A 16,722-nucleotide genomic window follows, 5' to 3' on the forward strand; every position below is an offset into this window, starting at 1 on the left:
CTGTTTGCCGGAGATGCCCGACATCATTGCTTGAGGAATTTCAGAAGGATGCAAAAAGGGGCAGGCGCATGGCCCGCCCCCTATGTGTCGTTTCAAACCATCACTTAGGTGACGTGGTTGGAACGGTTGTAGACGTTGAATTTGCCGGTAGGCGCATAGAGCCCTTTGACGCGGCCAATTTCTTCCAATGTCTTGGCGTCAAAGATCACGATCTCACCGTTTGGCTCGAGCGAGTCAGACAGGTTCCACTTGGAGACCCAAACTTCGGTCCCGTCCGCGTTGAATTCGAAGTGAACAGCGGCGCTGCCTTCGTCTTCGGTGATCTGGATGGTCTTGACGATTTCACCAGTCTCTTTCGAGATAACCTGAACAGACTGCTGAATCTCTGGCTCTGGGTGTTTGGTTTGATCCGCCCAGATGTAGTCAGAGTTCGGGTGAGTCCGAACAAACAGGCCTGCGCCGTCTGTTTCGGTTTCGTAGCAGACTTTCCATGCGTTGTCTGGGTGGCCAGCTGGGTCATTGCCCCAAACGGTCACAGTCCCAACGCCCAAATGTGTGGTGCCAGCAACGGGGCCACAGTTCGGGTCAACCCAGTTCGCGCCAGGACCGGGGTGCGGCAGAGCAGCAACGTCGATCATCGCTTCGAGCTTGTGGGTTTCAGTGTCGACAACAACCATTTTGTTCGACGCGTTCGCGGCGATCTGGAAGTAGCGGCCTGTTGGGTCAAAGAACCCATCGTGCAGGAACTTGGCGCTATCAATTTTGTCGATGCTCAGGTTGTCGAGGTCGGAGTAATCGACCTGCCACAGCTGACCAAGTTCTTTCACGGCAACGATCCATGTCGGTTCGTTCGGAGTGGTGTAGATCGCCGCAACACGGGCTTCTTCGACGTACTCACCGTCAACGTTCACGCCCCGTGTGGACACAACTTTGACCGGCTCCATGGTCACCGCGTCAACGATCGCGAAATGCGGCGGCCAGTAGCCACCACCGATGACGTATTTGCCATCGCCGGATACGGCAACATCACGGGCGTCATAGGCGATTTTAACCTCGGAAACCAACATCTTGTCAGGAGTCTGCCAAAGGTCGATTTTGGTCATTTTGCCGTCGCGGCCCATTGTATACCAGAAGCGACCGGGATTTTCGGGCTCTTCGATTTTATGGTGCTCAGACGCTTTGAGAACGTGTACCGCATACCCGGTTGGGATGTGGACCAGAACTTCTTTGGTGTCGCCGTCGACAACAGCAACTTTACCGGCATCCCGTTCGATGACGACAAAGAAGTTTTCCCAGTTGCGGCCGTGGAGCGGCTCGGTTGGATAGTCAGCTTCTTCGACGTAAACCTTGCGGGTTTCCAACATTTGCGCCAGCGACATTTCTGGTGGTTTGGGTGCATCCATTTGGATGTACGTCGCCATGTCCTTGATCTCCTGCTCGGTCATAATGTCCGAGAAATTGTTCATGCCACCTTCGGTTCCCCAGGCGATAATCTTTTCAAGACGCTCCTGGCCGAGTTTCAGCGTACCACCGATGATTTCGGTGCCGTCTGCGGCTTTTTTCTTGGTAACAGGCTCGAGGCTCTTGCCTGTCGCGCCTTTACGCAGAACGCCGTGGCAGCCCGCGCATTGTTCGAAATAAAGTTGTTTCGAAGCCTCAAAGGCTTCTTCGCTTAGGGTCGGACCTTCGGCGAATGCGGGCATAGCAACGCTGCCGAGGATCATGGCAAAACCTGCCCCTAGCGCGCCGCGTACTTTCTTTTGGGTGATTCCAAGTGACATAATCACTCTCCGTTTGCTTGGTGAGGCAAGCGGAAGATGCGCCCATGGGGTGAGTCTCGTCTTGACAATTGTCAATGGCAGTCACGAAAAACCGCGCCGCCCTGCTATTCACCCTTCGCGCGCGGGGCCTTATTTATATGGGTATTTTCGAAGCACCTTTAGGATTGGGACAGCAACCAACGTCGCATCGTTTCAACAACTTTGGGGCGACGCGGCTGGCGCGGTGCCACAATGTGAAACCCATCTTCCATCAAGAGTTCCTGAGGAAAGGGTTGGCTTAGCCTGTTCTGTTGCAGATCGGTTTCAACAAAATCGCGATAGGTCAACGCAACCCCCTGCCCGGCAATGGCGGCATCAATCGCCAGTGCGGTCTGACTAAAGTTCATCACCTTCATGCCCGGCAGACGAACGGCTGGGAAAAAGGTTTGAAGAAAGACCGGCCAAAGCCCGTGCGCATCTTGCAGCAAAACAAATCTCTCCAGGTCCTGAGCGCTCTCTAGCGGGGCATCCCCGGTCAAAAATCTTGGATGACAAACCGCGATCAGATTAGAGGAAAACAACAAGCTTGAATCTAATCCGGGAAAGGGGCTCGCGCCCTGTCGGATTGCAATATCGACGCCATCGGTTTGAAAATTTGCGCGCTGACTTGAGGCATCAATGTGCACGCGCAAATCTGGATGCGCCCCAGCCAACGCCCCCAATCGCGGCACTAACCAACGGGTGGCAAAAGATGGCGTTGTGCTTATGGTCACCACTTCTTCTTGAGGTCTCAAATCCTTGGTTGCCTCAGACATCATATCAAATGCGCGCTGTATCGACGGCAGATATCGGCGGCCTTCCTCGGTCAAATAAAGCCCGCGCGCATGTCTGTCGAACAGCTTGGTCTGCAAACGCTCCTCCAATGCGCGCACATGCTGCGCCACCGCACCGTGGGTCACACCAAGCTCTTCTGCGGCATGGCCAAAGGTAAGGTGGCGACCGGCTGCTTCAAACGCTTTAAGCGCATTCAAGGGAGGAAGGTCGCGCATATTTGCCGCTTTAGCCTATAGTTTTTCTGCGATCTTAAAGCAGAAGAACTGATTGGTCAAATCCGCGCCCAGAGTCCAGTCTAATCGCGACGCGACTAAGAAAGAGACCATCATGTCAGAGAGAAGAGTTGCCATCGTCACCGCAGGTGGCAGCGGCATGGGTGCCGATTCCGCCAGACGATTGGCCAAGGACGGGTTCAATGTGGCGATCCTGTCTTCCTCGGGCAAAGGGCAGACACTCGCCGAGCAATTGGGCGGCATTGGGGTGACCGGATCCAACCAATCCAATGAAGATTTGCAGAAACTGACCGACGCCGTCATGGAAAAATGGGGCCGCATCGACGTGTTGGTGAATTCCGCAGGGCATGGCCCCCGCGCGCCAATTCTTGAGATCACGGACGAGCAATGGCACATCGGAATGGACGTCTATTTCCTAAATGCGGTCCGCGCCACACGCATCATAGCGCCCCAAATGATCGCCCAGAAATCCGGGGCGATCATCAACATCTCAACCTTTGCGGCCTTTGAACCGAGCCCCGTTTTCCCAACTTCTGCGGTGATGCGCGCCGGGCTCGCGTCTTATACGAAGCTGTTTGCCGATGAATACGCGGCGGATAATGTTCGAATGAACAACGTTCTGCCGGGATTTATCGACAGCCTGCCAGAGAATGAAACGTTCCGCGCCCAGATTCCAATGGGCCGCTATGGACGCTCTTATGGTGAGATCGCAGCAACAGTGGCATTTCTGGCGTCAAAGGGCGGGGCCTATATCACCGGGCAAAACATCCGCGTCGATGGCGGAATAACCCGCTCAGTTTAAACCCGATCTTTGACCAAATGCGTTAAGGTTGCGCCGGTTTCATAATAGGCTTGGCGCAATCCAACATGGGCAATGTGGTGATGACGCGTCGGCGCACGCGGCAGTTGCGACATGTCTCCTGACATCAATGCGTCGGCCATCGCCTTGCCAAACACGCTACCCGGCCCAATGCCACGCCCAGAATAGCCAAAACTGATGAGCGCAGTGTCATCAAGTTGCAGGATTTTGGGTAGATATTCCTCGGTCATGGCGATGCGGCCAAACCAGGTATGGCCAAAGTCCGTACCGGCCAAGGCGGGAAACATCTTGGCCAATTTGCGTTTGAGCCAGCCCAAATGCGCCCCCTGCCCCAAATGCCCCAGCTGTCCCATACCGCCAATAATCAACCGCCCGGCGCCATCCAAACGCCAAGACGACATAACCATTGCGGTATCCCAGCACCCTTCCTTGTTGTCCAAAATCGAGGCTTGCTGTTTGGGTGTCAGAGGTTCGGTCGCAGCCTGAAAGTAGTGGACAGGGATGACTTTGGGATCGGGTAAACCCCTGACAGGGATGGCATAACCATTCGTCGCGACGATCAACTGTTTTGCGCTGATCCGTCCCTTCTTGGTCTGAACCCGCCAGGCATCACCCACCTTCTCGATGTCGAGAGCTGAGGTCTGCTCATGCACAATCGCGCCAGCCTGTTGAGCCGCACGCGCCAGGCCAATAGCATAGGCAAGCGGTTGAATCGTGCCGGCCCGCGGATCGAACAGAGCTCCGTGTACATGTTTCGATCCGACCCGGCTTATGACCTCATCACGATTTAACAACGTCACCGGGGCACCGCGCGCAGAGAGTTGCGAAAATCGGTTTTCCAGATCGCGCAAACCTGAGGGCGCGTGGGCACAATGCAAGGTGCCATTTCGAACCGGTTCGCACGAGATATCGTGGCGACGGATTGTATCGAACACCAGATTTGGCGCGGCCCCGAGAATACGTGTCAAACGTTCGCCCGCATCGGTGCCCAGCGTGGCATTGATATCCTTGGGAGGTAGCCACAGCCCTGCGTTTACCAAGCCAACATTGCGGCCCGAGCCACCATGCCCGATGGTAAAGGCCTCAATAACCCGCACAGAAACCCCGGATTCAGCAGCCCGCAACGCTGCAGATAGGCCCGTGTAACCGCCACCGATGATCAGCAAGTCGGTCGTCACTTCTGAGTTGAGCGCGGGGGCTACGATGTGTTCGGCACAGGTTTCGTGCCAAAGACTATCCGTGATTTTGTTTGTGCTGCGCGACGTCAAGAAGCCCCTCCCTAGGCTCAGAATGTTCAGGCGCGATTTTTGCCCAAACCTCGCTCAATTTCCTATTGAAACCGCTTCACTTTAGTATGAGCATTCCTTCTATGATTACACAGCGCAGGTTTCTCCCCTCTATTTCTTCGCTCCTGGCGCTTGAGGCTGTCTCGCGTCTTGGGAGCGCCTCGGCGGCGGCCAAAGATTTATCGCTGACCCAAAGCGCGGTCAGTCATCAGCTCAAACAACTTGAGGCGCAAATGGGTGTCGATCTGATTGCCCGCGATCAGTTGAAACTGTCGCTAACACCAGCCGGTTTGGAATTTGTCAAAGAGGCTCGATTTTTGTTGGAACGCCTGTCGCAGGCCTCCATCAAACTGCGTGCAAACCCATCGGGGGGTAGCCTAAACCTATCAATTCTTCCGGCATTTGGGTTAAACTGGCTGGCACCGCGGCTCAAGGATTTCGCACGTTTGAACCCCGAGGTAACTGTTAATCTTCAAACTCATAGCCTTCCTTTCGGCTTTGAAGACAACCCCGCGCAGGCGGCTATTCACTATGGCAAAAAGGATTGGCCAGATGTAAATTATATGCCGTTGTTTCCCAAGCAAGTTTTACCGGTTTGTGCGCCGAGTGTGTTGGAACATTCCGTCAAGGATGCGCGGCAATTGTTAACCCTTCCGCTGCTGCATCTTGAAACCCACCCCGATTCCTGGGAGCGTTGGTTTCATCATCTGGGTCACAGTGTTTCGGGCCTTGAAGGGATGTTGTTTGATCAATCATCCACCATGACACAGGCGGCCGTTCATGGATTGGGGGTTGCTCTGGTTCCCGATTTTTTGGCCGAAGACGAGATAGAACGCGGGCGGTTGGTTTTGGCGTTTGACGGACCTTTGGTGTCTCTGGGCGGGTATTTTTTAGTCTGGCCCACATCGCAAGACCGACATGTGCCCCTGATCCGGTTTCGGAATTGGTTGAACACACAAACCCCTGAGCATTCCTCATGATGGAACGCGTTCCGAGCCTGACCCAACTGCGCTGCTTTGATGCCGCTGCCCGACACCAAAGTTTTACGGCCTGCGCCCAAGAGCTTGGGATGACGCAAAGTGCGGTTAGCAAAAAGATCAAAGAGTTGGAGACCGATCTTGGTTTTGACCTGTTTCAACGGGTGGGACGTGGTGTTGTCTTGACCACAGCAGGGCGAAACTTGTCCGAAAAATTGGGCCAGGATTTGGCGCGATTGCAGGACACTCTGCGACAAGCCACATCAGCCGGGGCTGGCAAGGATCACGTCTCGATTGCGATCCTCCCGACCTTTGCCAATCTTTGGTTGATCCCAAAACTACCTGATTTTATGCGCAAACATCCCAATACTGAAATCAGCCTTGCGACCCAGTTGGACCCGTTTGAATTCAACCGGGCCAGTTTTGATCTGGCCATTCATTATGGAAGCGACAATTGGCCTGGCACCAAAATGACCTATCTGTTCGAGGATAAGATGGTGCCGGTTTGCGCGCCAAGTTTTAGGGATGCCTATGATTTGCAGGGGCCTGAAAATCTCACTCGGGTTCCGCTATTGCACCTGAGCAGCCGCTCTGACGCTTGGGCCGATTGGGCGGAGAAATCTGGCTTGGATATTCCGGCGCGCCGGAATGGGGCCTATTTTGATCAACATTCTATGGTTATTGCCGGCGCGAAGGCCGGTTTGGGGGCCGCAATTGTCCCTAAGGACATCGTTGCGTCTGAGCTGGCATCCGGTGATTTGGTTCGCATTCTTGGCCCGGAATTGCAGACCGGAAAGGGCTATTATCTCGTCCGACCGGCAGGTCAGGCCCGGCAAGAAGTGTTAAACTTTGAGGGATGGGTCCTGTCGCAGGTGCCCATTTAGGTATTCCATCTAGGAATGATTTTAGTCTGGTATCAGTACTAAACCCGCAGGATATAACTGGATAGAGTGCCGGGTGTGGTTCCGCTAATAAAGGGCTTCGGGTATGGACCGTGCAGACATTGTTGATAAGGCGTTTCGGGATCGGATCGCTACAGGGGATTTTCCAACGGGACATCCCGCAGGCGGGCCATTAGGTGATGCGGATGCCATCGACATTTTTCGCGCCCAATGCCTAAGCCGGAATCTCGACCGTCGGTCGCGCAAAATGCAAGCGGACGGGCAAGGCTATTACACCATTGGTTCGTCCGGGCACGAGGGAATGGCGGCCGTGGCCGCCGCGCTGCGCGTGACGGATATGGCGTTTTTGCACTATCGCGACGGGGCGTTTCAAACCATGCGGTCGACGCAAGTGCCCGGCGTGGATCCGACCCGTGATATGCTGCTGAGTTTTGCAGCATCATCCGAAGACCCGATAAGTGGCGGCCGACACAAGGTTCTTGGCTCCAAGGCGCTGGCAATTCCACCGCAGACCTCAACGATTGCCAGCCATCTGCCCAAAGCGGTGGGCGCGGCCTATTCCATCGGGCTTGCACAGCGTCATCCGCCTGAACTGCAAAACCTGGCCAAAGATGGCATTGTGATGTGCTCCTTTGGCGATGCGTCTTCAAACCATTCAACGGCGCAAGGCGCGATCAATTCGGCCTGCTGGACGTCTTATCAATCTGCGCCTTTGCCGCTGCTTTTTGTGTGTGAAGACAATGGGATCGGGATTTCGACCCGGACGCCGCGCGGTTGGGTAGCCGCCAACTATAGTGCCAAGCCGGGTCTGAAGTACTTTTGTGCCGATGGGCTTGATCTCTACGACACCTACCGGGTTGCAAAAGAGGCCGCCGATTATGTGCGGCGACACCGCAAACCCGCGTTTTTGCACATAACGTTGGTTCGCCTTTATGGCCATGCAGGATCGGACCTCCAGCAAACCTATCTCAAGAAAGACGTTTTCGAAGGGTGGGAGGCGGATGATCCGTTGCTGCATTCGGTGCGGCTTTTGGCGGACAAAGGGGCTTTAAACCCGTCCCACGCCCTAGAGATTTATCAAAAGAGCGAAGATGATTGCGCCCGCGTTGCAGCCGAGGTTATCAAACGTCCGCGCTTGAAAACCGCCAGTGATGTGATGGCGTCGATTGTGCCGCCAAGCCGGGTGTGCACCCAAACAAACGGGCCGTCACAAGAGGCGCGGCAAGCGGCCTTTGGCCCTGATTTCAGACAGTTAGACACACCGCAATCTATGTCGCGCCTGCTGAACTGGGCGCTGACCGATCTGATGCTTGAGCATAACGAGATCGTCATGATGGGCGAAGATATTGGCCGCAAAGGCGGTGTTTATGGCGTCACCCAAAAGCTTGTTGATCGGTTTGGTGCTGATCGAATGATCGACACATTGCTGGATGAACAAAGCATTTTGGGATTGGCAATTGGCATGGCCCATAACGGGTTTGTCCCGATGCCGGAAATTCAATTCTTGGCCTATCTGCACAATGCCGAAGACCAATTGCGCGGTGAAGCTGCGACGCTCCCCTTCTTTTCCAACGGTCAGTTTAGCAATCCTATGGTGGTGCGCGTTGCTGGCCTTGGCTACCAAAAGGGCTTTGGTGGGCATTTCCATAACGATAATTCGCTGGCGGTTTTGCGCGACATTCCCGGCGTGATTATTGCCTGCCCATCGCGTGGGGACGATGCCGCGAAAATGATGCGCGAATGCGTACGGTTGGCGCGTGAAGAGAACCGCGTTGTGGTGATGATTGAGCCTATTGCGCTGTATCCCATGCGCGATCTTGCGACGGACAAAGATTCGGGCTGGCTGTGCCATTATCCGAGCCCGGATCAGCGCATTTCGCTGGGTGACGTTGGTGTTGAAGGTGACGGGCCATTGGCCATCCTGACCTATGGCAATGGACGTTACCTCAGTACGCAAGCGTCGATTGATCTACATACTAAGGGTATCGAAACGCGGGTTATTGATATGCGATGGCTCGCCCCTTTGCCGATCGAGGGGATACTCGCCTCGTTGGAAGGGGCGGAAAAGGTGTTGATTGTCGACGAATGTCGCCGCACCGGAAGCCAATCCGAAGCTTTGATGGCCTTGCTGCACGAACAATCGGATCTGCCACATATGCGCATCGCCGCCGAAGACAGTTTTATCGCCACAGGGCCAGCCTACGCCGCGACCATGCCGTCACGTGCGAGCATTGCACAGGTCGCGGAACGGTTTTGGAAAGAGTCTTAACGGACAAGCAAGTTGACACTGCTTTGGCAATTGCCCATACCAACTTTCAAATTGCGGGCCCTTAGCTCAGCTGGATTAGAGCAGGGAACTTCTAATTCTCAGGTCGGGGGTTCGAGTCCTCCAGGGCTCGCCACTTTTCCAAATCATCTCATGAATGATCCGCTAAGCCCGTTGGCAGCTTTGGAGTGGCAGCTTTGGAGTCGGATGTTGGGCAACCGCGCGCTTAACAATGGGATGTTTTGATGGTCGGTGACCAAATTCAAAACACGCCGCCCCCTCGTCTCAGCGGTCGGAGGGGTCGCGCGGCTACGCAACCCCTTGAACTGTATCAGAAGTCTAGATTTTCGACGCTCAGAGCGTTTTGCTGAATGAAATCACGGCGCGGTTCAACGATATCACCCATCAACTTGGTGAACAGATCATCCGCTTCGGCCATATCATCAACCGTGACCTGCAACAAAGTGCGGGCATCTGGGTCAAGCGTGGTTTCCCACAGCTGATCCGGGTTCATTTCGCCCAAACCTTTGTAGCGCTGTAGCGACAGACCCTTTTCACCCTCTTCCAGAACCGCCTTGAGCAGCTCAATCGGACCATTGATGACCTGAAGACGATCTTTGCGTTCAAGCGTTGCTGACGTGCCATAAATGGACTGAAGGCTTTCGGTGAAGCTACCAGTTTTACGCGCTTCACCGGACCGCAACATCGGGCCGTCCATGGTGCGAACTTCTTCAACGCCGCGCAGAATTCGGGCCAATCGGATGCCTTTATCCTGCGTAATACGGCCATTCCAACCGCGCTCATATTCAAGCGCAACCATGTCCAAACGCTTCGCAACTTTGTCCGCAACGCCTTGCAAATCGCTATCGACAGCCCCCGGAACAAAGGCACCGGCAACGGCGGCCTGTTCAAGGATGTGGCGCGGGTAATGGGTTGGGAAAGCTTCAATCACACGGCGCAACTGACGTGCTTCTTCGACCACTCGGATCAAATCCTGGCCGACAATAACTTCGCCTGTACCAAGTTTTAATTGAGCGCCCTCAATGCCTTGGTGGATCAGGTGATCATCCAAAGCTGACTGATCCTTGAGGTAAACTTCTGACTTACCGCGCGCCACTTTGAACAATGGCGGTTGGGCAATATAGAGGTATCCACCCTCAATCAGTTCCGGCATTTGACGATAAAAGAACGTTAACAACAGCGTTCGAATATGCGCGCCGTCAACGTCCGCATCGGTCATGATGACAATCTTATGGTAGCGTAATTTTTCGATGTTGAACTCATCACGGCCAATACCCGTGCCCAGCGCCATCACCAGGTTGCCGATCTCTTGGCTGCCAAGCATTCGGTCAAAACGGGCGCGCTCAACGTTCAAAATCTTACCACGCAACGGCAAAATCGCCTGATTTTTCCGGTCACGCCCGGTTTGCGCAGAACCACCGGCGGAGTCCCCCTCCACCAGAAAGAGTTCGGTCAGGGACGGATCTTTTTCAGAACAATCCTTGAGCTTGGCGGCGTTAAAGCTCACATCCATTGCGGTTTTACGACGGGTCAATTCACGGGCTTTGCGCGCCGCTTCACGCGCAAAGGCCGCTTCGATGATTTTCCCAACGATTTGCTTGGCTTGGGCTGGATTTTCTTCGAACCATTCCGCCAACTTTTCGCCCATCATGCTCTCAACCGCCGGGCGGACTTCTGATGAAACCAGCTTGTCTTTGGTCTGCGAGCTGAATTTGGGATCAGGGACTTTGACCGACAAAACCGCCGTAAGCCCCTCGCGCGCGTCATCGCCGGTAAAGGAGATTTTCTCCTTCTTAGCGATCCCACTTTCCTGCGCATATTTCTGAATTTGACGGGTCAGGGCACCGCGGAACCCCGCAAGGTGCGTACCACCATCCCGCTGAGGGATGTTGTTTGTAAATGGTAGAACATTTTCATGGTAACTGTCGTTCCACCACATGGCGATTTCCACGCCGATGTCGTCTTTTTCACCGTTGATATAGATCGGATCAGGCATCACCGCCTGCTTTGAACGGTCCAGATATTTGACGAACTCGTTTACGCCGCCCTCAAAATACAGCTCGGTTTTCAGAGGTTCAGCCGGGCGTTCATCTTCCAGAATGATGCGCACACCCGAGTTCAAAAACGCCAGTTCACGCAGACGTTTTTCCAGCGTTTCAAACGAAAACTCTAAATTTGAGAATGTCCCGTCTGGTGTGTTGTCTTTGGTGGATGCCAAAAACCGGACCTCAGTCCCACTTTCGCCGTCGGCATCCCCCACGACGACCAAATGCTCGGTGCAATCGCCATGTTCAAACTTGGCGTAATGCTCTTTCCCGTTGCGCCAAATGCGCAGTTCGAGCCAGACAGACAGAGCATTTACAACGGAAACGCCCACACCGTGCAGACCGCCGGACACCTTGTAGGAATTGCTGTCAAACTTACCGCCGGCGTGAAGCTGGGTCATGATGACCTCGGCCGCTGAAACGCCTTCTTCGGGGTGGATATCAACGGGGATACCACGGCCATTGTCCCGAACGGAAACACTGGAATCCGCGTGGATTTTGACATTTACATAATCGGCATGTTTGGCCAAAGCTTCGTCGATACCATTGTCGACGACCTCATAGACCATGTGATGCAAGCCAGAGCCGTCATCCGTGTCGCCAATATACATCCCGGGGCGTTTGCGAACCGCCTCCAAGCCTTTGAGAACCTTAATGGAATCCGCGCCATATTCTTCAGGCTTGCCTGCGGTGTCGGACATGTCCGTTTCCTTTGTTATTTGAAGGCAATTTATAGCGGGATCATGTGGGTTTGTCACGCAGATGACACAAGATTTGGTGTTTCTATTTCCCGCATTTGGCAACCCTTTCGGCTTAGGGTCTGGTCCTAGTGATTGTTCAGCCTCAGTGGCGTGGAATTTGTGACTCACTGGGAATGTCGCGCCAAGAATAGCGGTTCTTTTTCAAGGTGATATGACACAGAGATGCGCAACGTCCTCGGCACCCAACGAGCAGAGGGACCCGCCCGTGCTCAGCAGCGCGCGGCTCTCGCTATGACAGAAATCGTGACGTCGCAAAGCAAGCGACTTTTCCCGCATAGTTTCCCTTGCTGATGCCCAAGAAATAGCGGGTCTAGCCCCTAGAAGAGAGGGCCGAGAAAATCAACTTTGGAACCGTCCGGCCATTGTCGGTCTTTCAAGGCTCGAACCATCAAAAAATTGGCATCTCTGGATGCAATTTCCGAGGTTTTTGCGCCCACCATATCGACGCAGACATAGCTGTTTTTCTTTGATTGAAAACCCGCTCGATCATAAAGCCCCCGTGCACCAAACAGGAGGAGGAAATCGGCTTGGCTCGCCTCTGCTTGCGCAATCACATGGGTAAAGAGCCGAGTTGCTATGCCTTGGTGCCGATAGTCAGGCAAACAAGCCACGTCGCCAATCCCTGCGACCGTCACCAAGTCATGATCGAGACGAATATCACGGAAAAACAGTGCGACATGGGCAACAATGGCCCCAGATCGCCAAATCACTCGCATGTGCGGCCGCTGTTGGTAGTAGCTGCGGTTGTCGAAGTCGGTGGGAAAGCTCGCCCTCAGAAGATCCGAAATCTGCGCCTCGTCCGAACTGGTCAGCTGGGTTTCATGTAGGACTTCAATCACGCAAAAAGACCTCTGAGGCTCCCGATGTGTCGCCAACTTCCAGGTATTGAGCTCGGCTTCCCAGGCCCGAAAACAACTCCGCATCAGTTCCTGTCATCCAGGCTTGCGCCCCCAATGCGCAAATTTCATGATAAAGTGCTTCGCGGCGGCCCGCATCCAAATGCGCTGCCACCTCGTCAAGCAAGAGGAGCGGAGGAGCGCCAATTTCGGCGGACAGCGCCCGCGCATTGGCAAGGATCAGCGATATCAGCAACGCTTTTTGCTCCCCCGTTGAACAATCCGAGGCCGGAACGGATTTGGCGGCATAAACGCCATATAAATCGGTCCTGTGAGGGCCAACCAGCGTGCGCCCGGCGGCCATATCGCGAAACCTGCTCTCTTGAAGCGCCTCAAGCAAATCCGCTTCGGTTCCAGGCATGGTCCCTTCACTTTGGGTAAGTTCAAGTTCCGCAGTTGGGAAATGCGTCTGGGAGCTGCTTTGAGCAGCATGCAGACGCGACAAGGCCGCGACGCGGTTTGCGTGAATTACGGCCCCGGTTTTGGCCATTTGCGTTTCAAGAACCGCATACCAATGGGCGTCACGCACCTGCTCCTTGAGCAGCTTGTTACGCTCGCGCATTGTCTTTTCGTAGGTCAGGGATGCCTCCGCGTGGCCCGGAAAAAAGCTCAGAACCATCCGGTCGAGAAACCGCCTCCGCCCCTCGGCACCTTCGATCCACAAGCGATCCATCGCAGGGATCAGCCACAAGACCCGTGTCAAACTGGCCAGGGCGGTTTGTGGGGTGGATTTATTGTCGATTTGAACCTGCCGTGACGCCCCGGCTTCCGATGTGACGGAAATCTCATGTAGGCCGCTCGGCGCGTTCAGAATGCCACTTAACTTCCATCCAAGTGACTCGGGCCTGCGCGCCATGTCTTGCGCCGACGCGCGCCGCAAACCGCGGCCTGGCGAAAACAAGGAAACCGCTTCGATCAGATTGGTTTTTCCAGCGCCGTTATTGCCGAAAATGGCCACAGGCCGAGCGTCCAAATCGAGCCGCACCAAATGATGCGACCTGAAGTGCGACAAGGTCAGGTGCGACAGAAACATTTTCCCCATCACGCAACCTTTCTTATGTGATCAAAAGGTCGTGCGGCAGGCGATTTTTCGGCGAAAAATCGATCCGCGTCACACACGCATTGGCATAACAACATAGACCGCGCTGGTGTCGTTGCCTTCGCGCATCAATGCCGGATCACCCGACGAGTTGAACAAGAAAACCGCATTTTCCCGATCAACCTGGCTGGCAATTTCAAGCAGATACTTGGCGTTAAATCCAATTTCCAACCGCTCATCACCATAGGCAACCGCAAGTTCTTCTTCAGCGGCACCGCTATCAGGCGCGTTCACCGACAAAATCAAGCGATCTTCGTCCAGTTGAAGCTTCACAGCACGTGAGCGTTCAGAAGACACTGTCGCAACCCGATCAACCGCTTTGGCAAAATCACTGGCATCGACTTCGAGCTTGCGCGTGTTGCCCTGCGGGATCACCCGTGTGTAATCTGGGAAGGTTCCGTCGATCACTTTGGACGTCAGCGTGATATCCGGCGTCGCGAACCTCACCTTGGTTTCCGACACTGACACAGCGATGTCCATATCGTCTTCGTCGAGCAATTTGCGGAGCTCACCCACGGTCTTACGCGGCACAATCACGCCAGCCATATCAGCTGCGCTCTCTGGCAAATCGGCATCAATGCGGGCCAAACGGTGGCCGTCGGTCGCGACACAGCGCAACACCTGTCCACCATCGCTATCGGCAATATGCATATAGACGCCGTTCAGGTAATATCTTGTCTCTTCAGTGGAAATCGCGAATTTCGACTTGTCGAACAACCGACGCAGCACATCGGCTTTGGCCGTGAAGTTGCAGCTATACTCGGACGAGGCCATAATCGGGAAATCTTCACGAGGCAGCGTCGCCAAAGAGAAATTCGACCGTCCTGCCGACACCGTCAATCGGCCCGCAGCACTGTCTTCTTCCAATTCGACCAATGCGCCGTCCGGTAACTTTCGCACAATTTCGTGCAAAGTCACGGCCGACACCGTTGTCCCGCCTGCCCGGCTGACTTTGGCTGGCGCTTTGTCGAGCACCTCAATGTCCAAATCCGTCGCCCGGAATGTTGCATCGTCGCCTTCGGCATCGATCAACACGTTGGCCAATATCGGAATCGTGTTGCGCCGTTCCACAACTGATTGTGCCTGTGCCACTGCGCGCAACAGCGTGGCGCGTTCAATGCTGATCTTCATCGCCCATCTCTCCGCATAGCCGGATGCGCACGTTACCCCGATGGGTCCGGCGCTCCAAGCCCGTTTTTACGATTTGTCCGATTGTTTTACAGGAGCGTCAAGTGCATCTGGCCGCCCGAGGGCGGCCATGTTGCAACTGTTGTGATAGAGACCCAACCAAATGGCGTTAGGCTTCCAATGCGCGGCGCAACAATTCGACATCTTCGTCGATCTGCCCATCTTGCAGGCGCAGTTCCTCGATCCGGCGCACACCGTGCATGACGGTGGTGTGGTCGCGCCCACCAAAACGACGTCCGATTTCAGGCAATGACCGCGATGTCAGCTGTTTGCACAGATACATCGCCACCTGACGTGGCCGGGCAAATGTCCGCACCCGCTTTGGTCCGATCATGTCGCTGAGGCGAATGTTGTAATGCTCGGCGACCTTGCGCTGGATTTCATCGATTGAAATCTTGCGCTCAGACGCACGAAGCACATCTGACAGGCTGTCTTGGACCAAATCCATATTGATAGGCTTGCCAACGAGCGAGGCAAAAGCGAACAAACGGGTCAACGCCCCTTCAAGGACACGGACATTGGTGCTGATCCGATGGGCGAGGAACTCCAGAACACCCTCGTCGATCGACAGGCTTGGGTACATCGCCCGATATGTTTCAACCTTGGTTTGTAAAATTCCGAGACGTAGCTCGTAATCTGTGGGGTGCAAATCCACCACCAAACCCGATTGCAGGCGACTGCGAATGCGATTTTCGAGGTCTTTGATCTCATCCGGGGCGCGGTCAGCAGAAATGATGATCTGCTTATTCTGATCCACCAAGGCGTTGAACGTATGAAAGAATTCCTCTTGCGTGGAATCTTTGCCAGCGATGAATTGCACATCATCAACCATTAGCACGTCAACGGAGCGGAACATCTCCTTGAAATCCATCATCTTGCGCTCACGCAAGGCCTGAACAAAGCGGTACATGAACTGCTCTGCAGAGAGGTACAACACCGTCAGATGAGGATTGCGGGCGCTCAGCTCATGCGCAATCGCGTGCATCAAGTGGGTTTTACCAAGACCAACGCCACCGTATAAAAACAGTGGGTTAAAGGTCACCGGGCCACCCTCAGCCACACGTTTGGCCGCGGCATGCGCCAATTCGTTCGGCTTACCGACAACAAAGGTGTCAAAGGTAAAGCGGTTGTCCAAAGGTGCGCCTGGAAGATCCTTGGGCGCAGCGGCAACGGCAGGCTCAACTGGCTTTGCCGGCTCTTTAGATTGATTGGCCGCCTCAACAGATTGCCCAACATCATATGAGATACGACGCACGGTTGGTGCGACGGTTGATAGCTGCGCGAGCAGCATATCGCCAAAATTTTGCGAAACATAGGAGCCGAAAAAGCTTGTCGGCGCCTGAAGGGTAACCACACCCTTGTCACTCATACCTGCAAAAGAAAGTGGCTGGATCCAGGTTTTGTAGTTGTTTTCCCCAATCGTATTGCAGATCTGCTCTTGCAACGCGCCCCATTGCTCTTTTGTCATTTGTCCCCGTTTCCTTCCTGACTTGTCTTCACCGGTCGTGACTCCGGCGGCGCGTCACAAATCAGAGGGCACACGACAACATCCCCATACCTTACAGTATGAGCTGCGAGGGAAATCCTCGAAGTCAATGTTCAGCCCCCGTATCCCCACGAAGGCCGAGCCAGAA

General features: G+C 54.6%; 12 protein-coding genes and 1 tRNA gene. 5 read left to right on the forward strand and 8 right to left on the reverse strand.

What is annotated here, in order from left to right:
• Nucleotides 1-104: 104 nt before the first annotated feature.
• Together ACRBB0_RS02785 and ACRBB0_RS02790 are read right to left on the reverse strand one after the other, a co-directional pair.
• Nucleotides 105-1,781: a cytochrome D1 domain-containing protein gene (locus ACRBB0_RS02785; RefSeq protein ID WP_431372872.1), complete on the reverse strand. Its 1,677-nt coding sequence runs from the start codon at nucleotides 1,779-1,781 to the stop codon at nucleotides 105-107.
• 158 nt (nucleotides 1,782-1,939) lie between these two features.
• Nucleotides 1,940-2,809, reverse strand: coding sequence for a LysR substrate-binding domain-containing protein (locus tag ACRBB0_RS02790; RefSeq protein ID WP_431372873.1), 870 nt, complete (start codon nucleotides 2,807-2,809; stop codon nucleotides 1,940-1,942).
• Nucleotides 2,810-2,921: 112 nt separating this feature from the next.
• Between ACRBB0_RS02790 and ACRBB0_RS02795 the strand changes: the two genes are divergently transcribed.
• Nucleotides 2,922-3,629, forward strand: coding sequence for an SDR family oxidoreductase (locus tag ACRBB0_RS02795; protein ID WP_431372874.1), 708 nt, complete (start codon nucleotides 2,922-2,924; stop codon nucleotides 3,627-3,629).
• On the opposite strand, the gene ACRBB0_RS02800 is transcribed toward ACRBB0_RS02795, so the two are convergent.
• The gene (locus ACRBB0_RS02800; protein WP_431372875.1) at nucleotides 3,626-4,915 is read right to left on the reverse strand and encodes an NAD(P)/FAD-dependent oxidoreductase; all 1,290 of its coding nucleotides are present in this window, start codon (nucleotides 4,913-4,915) and stop codon (nucleotides 3,626-3,628) included. The two genes, ACRBB0_RS02795 and ACRBB0_RS02800, sit on opposite strands and share 4 nt — an antisense overlap.
• A 101-nt stretch (nucleotides 4,916-5,016) precedes the next feature.
• On the opposite strand from ACRBB0_RS02800, the gene ACRBB0_RS02805 reads away from it, so the two are divergent.
• The 4 genes from ACRBB0_RS02805 (at nucleotide 5,017) to ACRBB0_RS02820 (ending at nucleotide 9,214) form a co-directional block, all read left to right on the forward strand.
• Nucleotides 5,017-5,913 (forward strand): LysR substrate-binding domain-containing protein, encoded by an 897-nt coding sequence (locus ACRBB0_RS02805; protein WP_431372876.1) that lies wholly within the window; start codon nucleotides 5,017-5,019, stop codon nucleotides 5,911-5,913.
• The gene (locus ACRBB0_RS02810) at nucleotides 5,910-6,794 is read left to right on the forward strand and encodes a LysR substrate-binding domain-containing protein (protein ID WP_431372877.1); all 885 of its coding nucleotides are present in this window, start codon (nucleotides 5,910-5,912) and stop codon (nucleotides 6,792-6,794) included. The genes ACRBB0_RS02805 and ACRBB0_RS02810 overlap by 4 nt, the downstream gene beginning before the upstream one ends.
• Before the next feature lie 103 nt (nucleotides 6,795-6,897).
• Nucleotides 6,898-9,081: a thiamine pyrophosphate-dependent enzyme gene (locus ACRBB0_RS02815; protein ID WP_431372878.1), complete on the forward strand. Its 2,184-nt coding sequence runs from the start codon at nucleotides 6,898-6,900 to the stop codon at nucleotides 9,079-9,081.
• 55 nt (nucleotides 9,082-9,136) lie between these two features.
• Nucleotides 9,137-9,214: transfer RNA gene (locus ACRBB0_RS02820), tRNA-Arg, on the forward strand.
• A gap of 195 nt (nucleotides 9,215-9,409) precedes the next feature.
• Here the strand turns inward: ACRBB0_RS02820 and gyrB are convergent.
• The 5 genes from gyrB to dnaA all read right to left on the reverse strand — a co-directional run bounded on the left by gyrB (nucleotide 9,410) and on the right by dnaA (nucleotide 16,556).
• On the reverse strand, nucleotides 9,410-11,845 hold the full coding sequence (gyrB, locus tag ACRBB0_RS02825) for a DNA topoisomerase (ATP-hydrolyzing) subunit B (protein WP_431372879.1): 2,436 nt from the start codon (nucleotides 11,843-11,845) through the stop codon (nucleotides 9,410-9,412).
• 377 nt (nucleotides 11,846-12,222) lie between these two features.
• Complete coding sequence (locus tag ACRBB0_RS02830; RefSeq protein WP_431372880.1) at nucleotides 12,223-12,744, reverse strand: GNAT family N-acetyltransferase; 522 nt, start codon at nucleotides 12,742-12,744, stop codon at nucleotides 12,223-12,225.
• On the reverse strand, nucleotides 12,737-13,843 hold the full coding sequence (recF, locus tag ACRBB0_RS02835; protein WP_431372881.1) for a DNA replication/repair protein RecF: 1,107 nt from the start codon (nucleotides 13,841-13,843) through the stop codon (nucleotides 12,737-12,739). Before recF ends, ACRBB0_RS02830 begins: the two co-directional genes overlap by 8 nt.
• A 69-nt stretch (nucleotides 13,844-13,912) precedes the next feature.
• Nucleotides 13,913-15,031: a DNA polymerase III subunit beta gene (gene dnaN, locus ACRBB0_RS02840; protein ID WP_431372882.1), complete on the reverse strand. Its 1,119-nt coding sequence runs from the start codon at nucleotides 15,029-15,031 to the stop codon at nucleotides 13,913-13,915.
• 166 nt (nucleotides 15,032-15,197) lie between these two features.
• Nucleotides 15,198-16,556 carry a chromosomal replication initiator protein DnaA gene (gene dnaA / locus ACRBB0_RS02845; RefSeq protein WP_431372883.1) on the reverse strand — a complete coding sequence of 453 codons (1,359 nt, stop codon included), beginning with the start codon at nucleotides 16,554-16,556 and terminating at the stop codon, nucleotides 15,198-15,200.
• Between the last annotated feature and the right edge of the window lie 166 nt (nucleotides 16,557-16,722).

This window comes from Pelagimonas sp., from assembly GCF_050633425.1.
GTDB lineage: Bacteria > Pseudomonadota > Alphaproteobacteria > Rhodobacterales > Rhodobacteraceae > Pelagimonas.

Bases quoted from the DNA above. Each gene is read 5' to 3' on its own strand.
- ACRBB0_RS02810 (WP_431372877.1), top strand. From the start codon at position 5,910: ATGATGGAACGCGTTCCGAGCCTGACCCAACTGCGCTGCTTTGATGCC.
- ACRBB0_RS02785 (WP_431372872.1), bottom strand. From the start codon at position 1,781: ATGTCACTTGGAATCACCCAAAAGAAAGTACGCGGCGCGCTAGGGGCA.
- dnaA (WP_431372883.1), bottom strand. From the start codon at position 16,556: ATGACAAAAGAGCAATGGGGCGCGTTGCAAGAGCAGATCTGCAATACG.
- ACRBB0_RS02790 (WP_431372873.1), bottom strand. From the start codon at position 2,809: ATGCGCGACCTTCCTCCCTTGAATGCGCTTAAAGCGTTTGAAGCAGCC.
- dnaN (WP_431372882.1), bottom strand. From the start codon at position 15,031: ATGAAGATCAGCATTGAACGCGCCACGCTGTTGCGCGCAGTGGCACAG.
- recF (WP_431372881.1), bottom strand. From the start codon at position 13,843: ATGGGGAAAATGTTTCTGTCGCACCTGACCTTGTCGCACTTCAGGTCG.
- ACRBB0_RS02805 (WP_431372876.1), top strand. From the start codon at position 5,017: ATGATTACACAGCGCAGGTTTCTCCCCTCTATTTCTTCGCTCCTGGCG.
- gyrB (WP_431372879.1), bottom strand. From the start codon at position 11,845: ATGTCCGACACCGCAGGCAAGCCTGAAGAATATGGCGCGGATTCCATT.
- ACRBB0_RS02815 (WP_431372878.1), top strand. From the start codon at position 6,898: ATGGACCGTGCAGACATTGTTGATAAGGCGTTTCGGGATCGGATCGCT.
- ACRBB0_RS02795 (WP_431372874.1), top strand. From the start codon at position 2,922: ATGTCAGAGAGAAGAGTTGCCATCGTCACCGCAGGTGGCAGCGGCATG.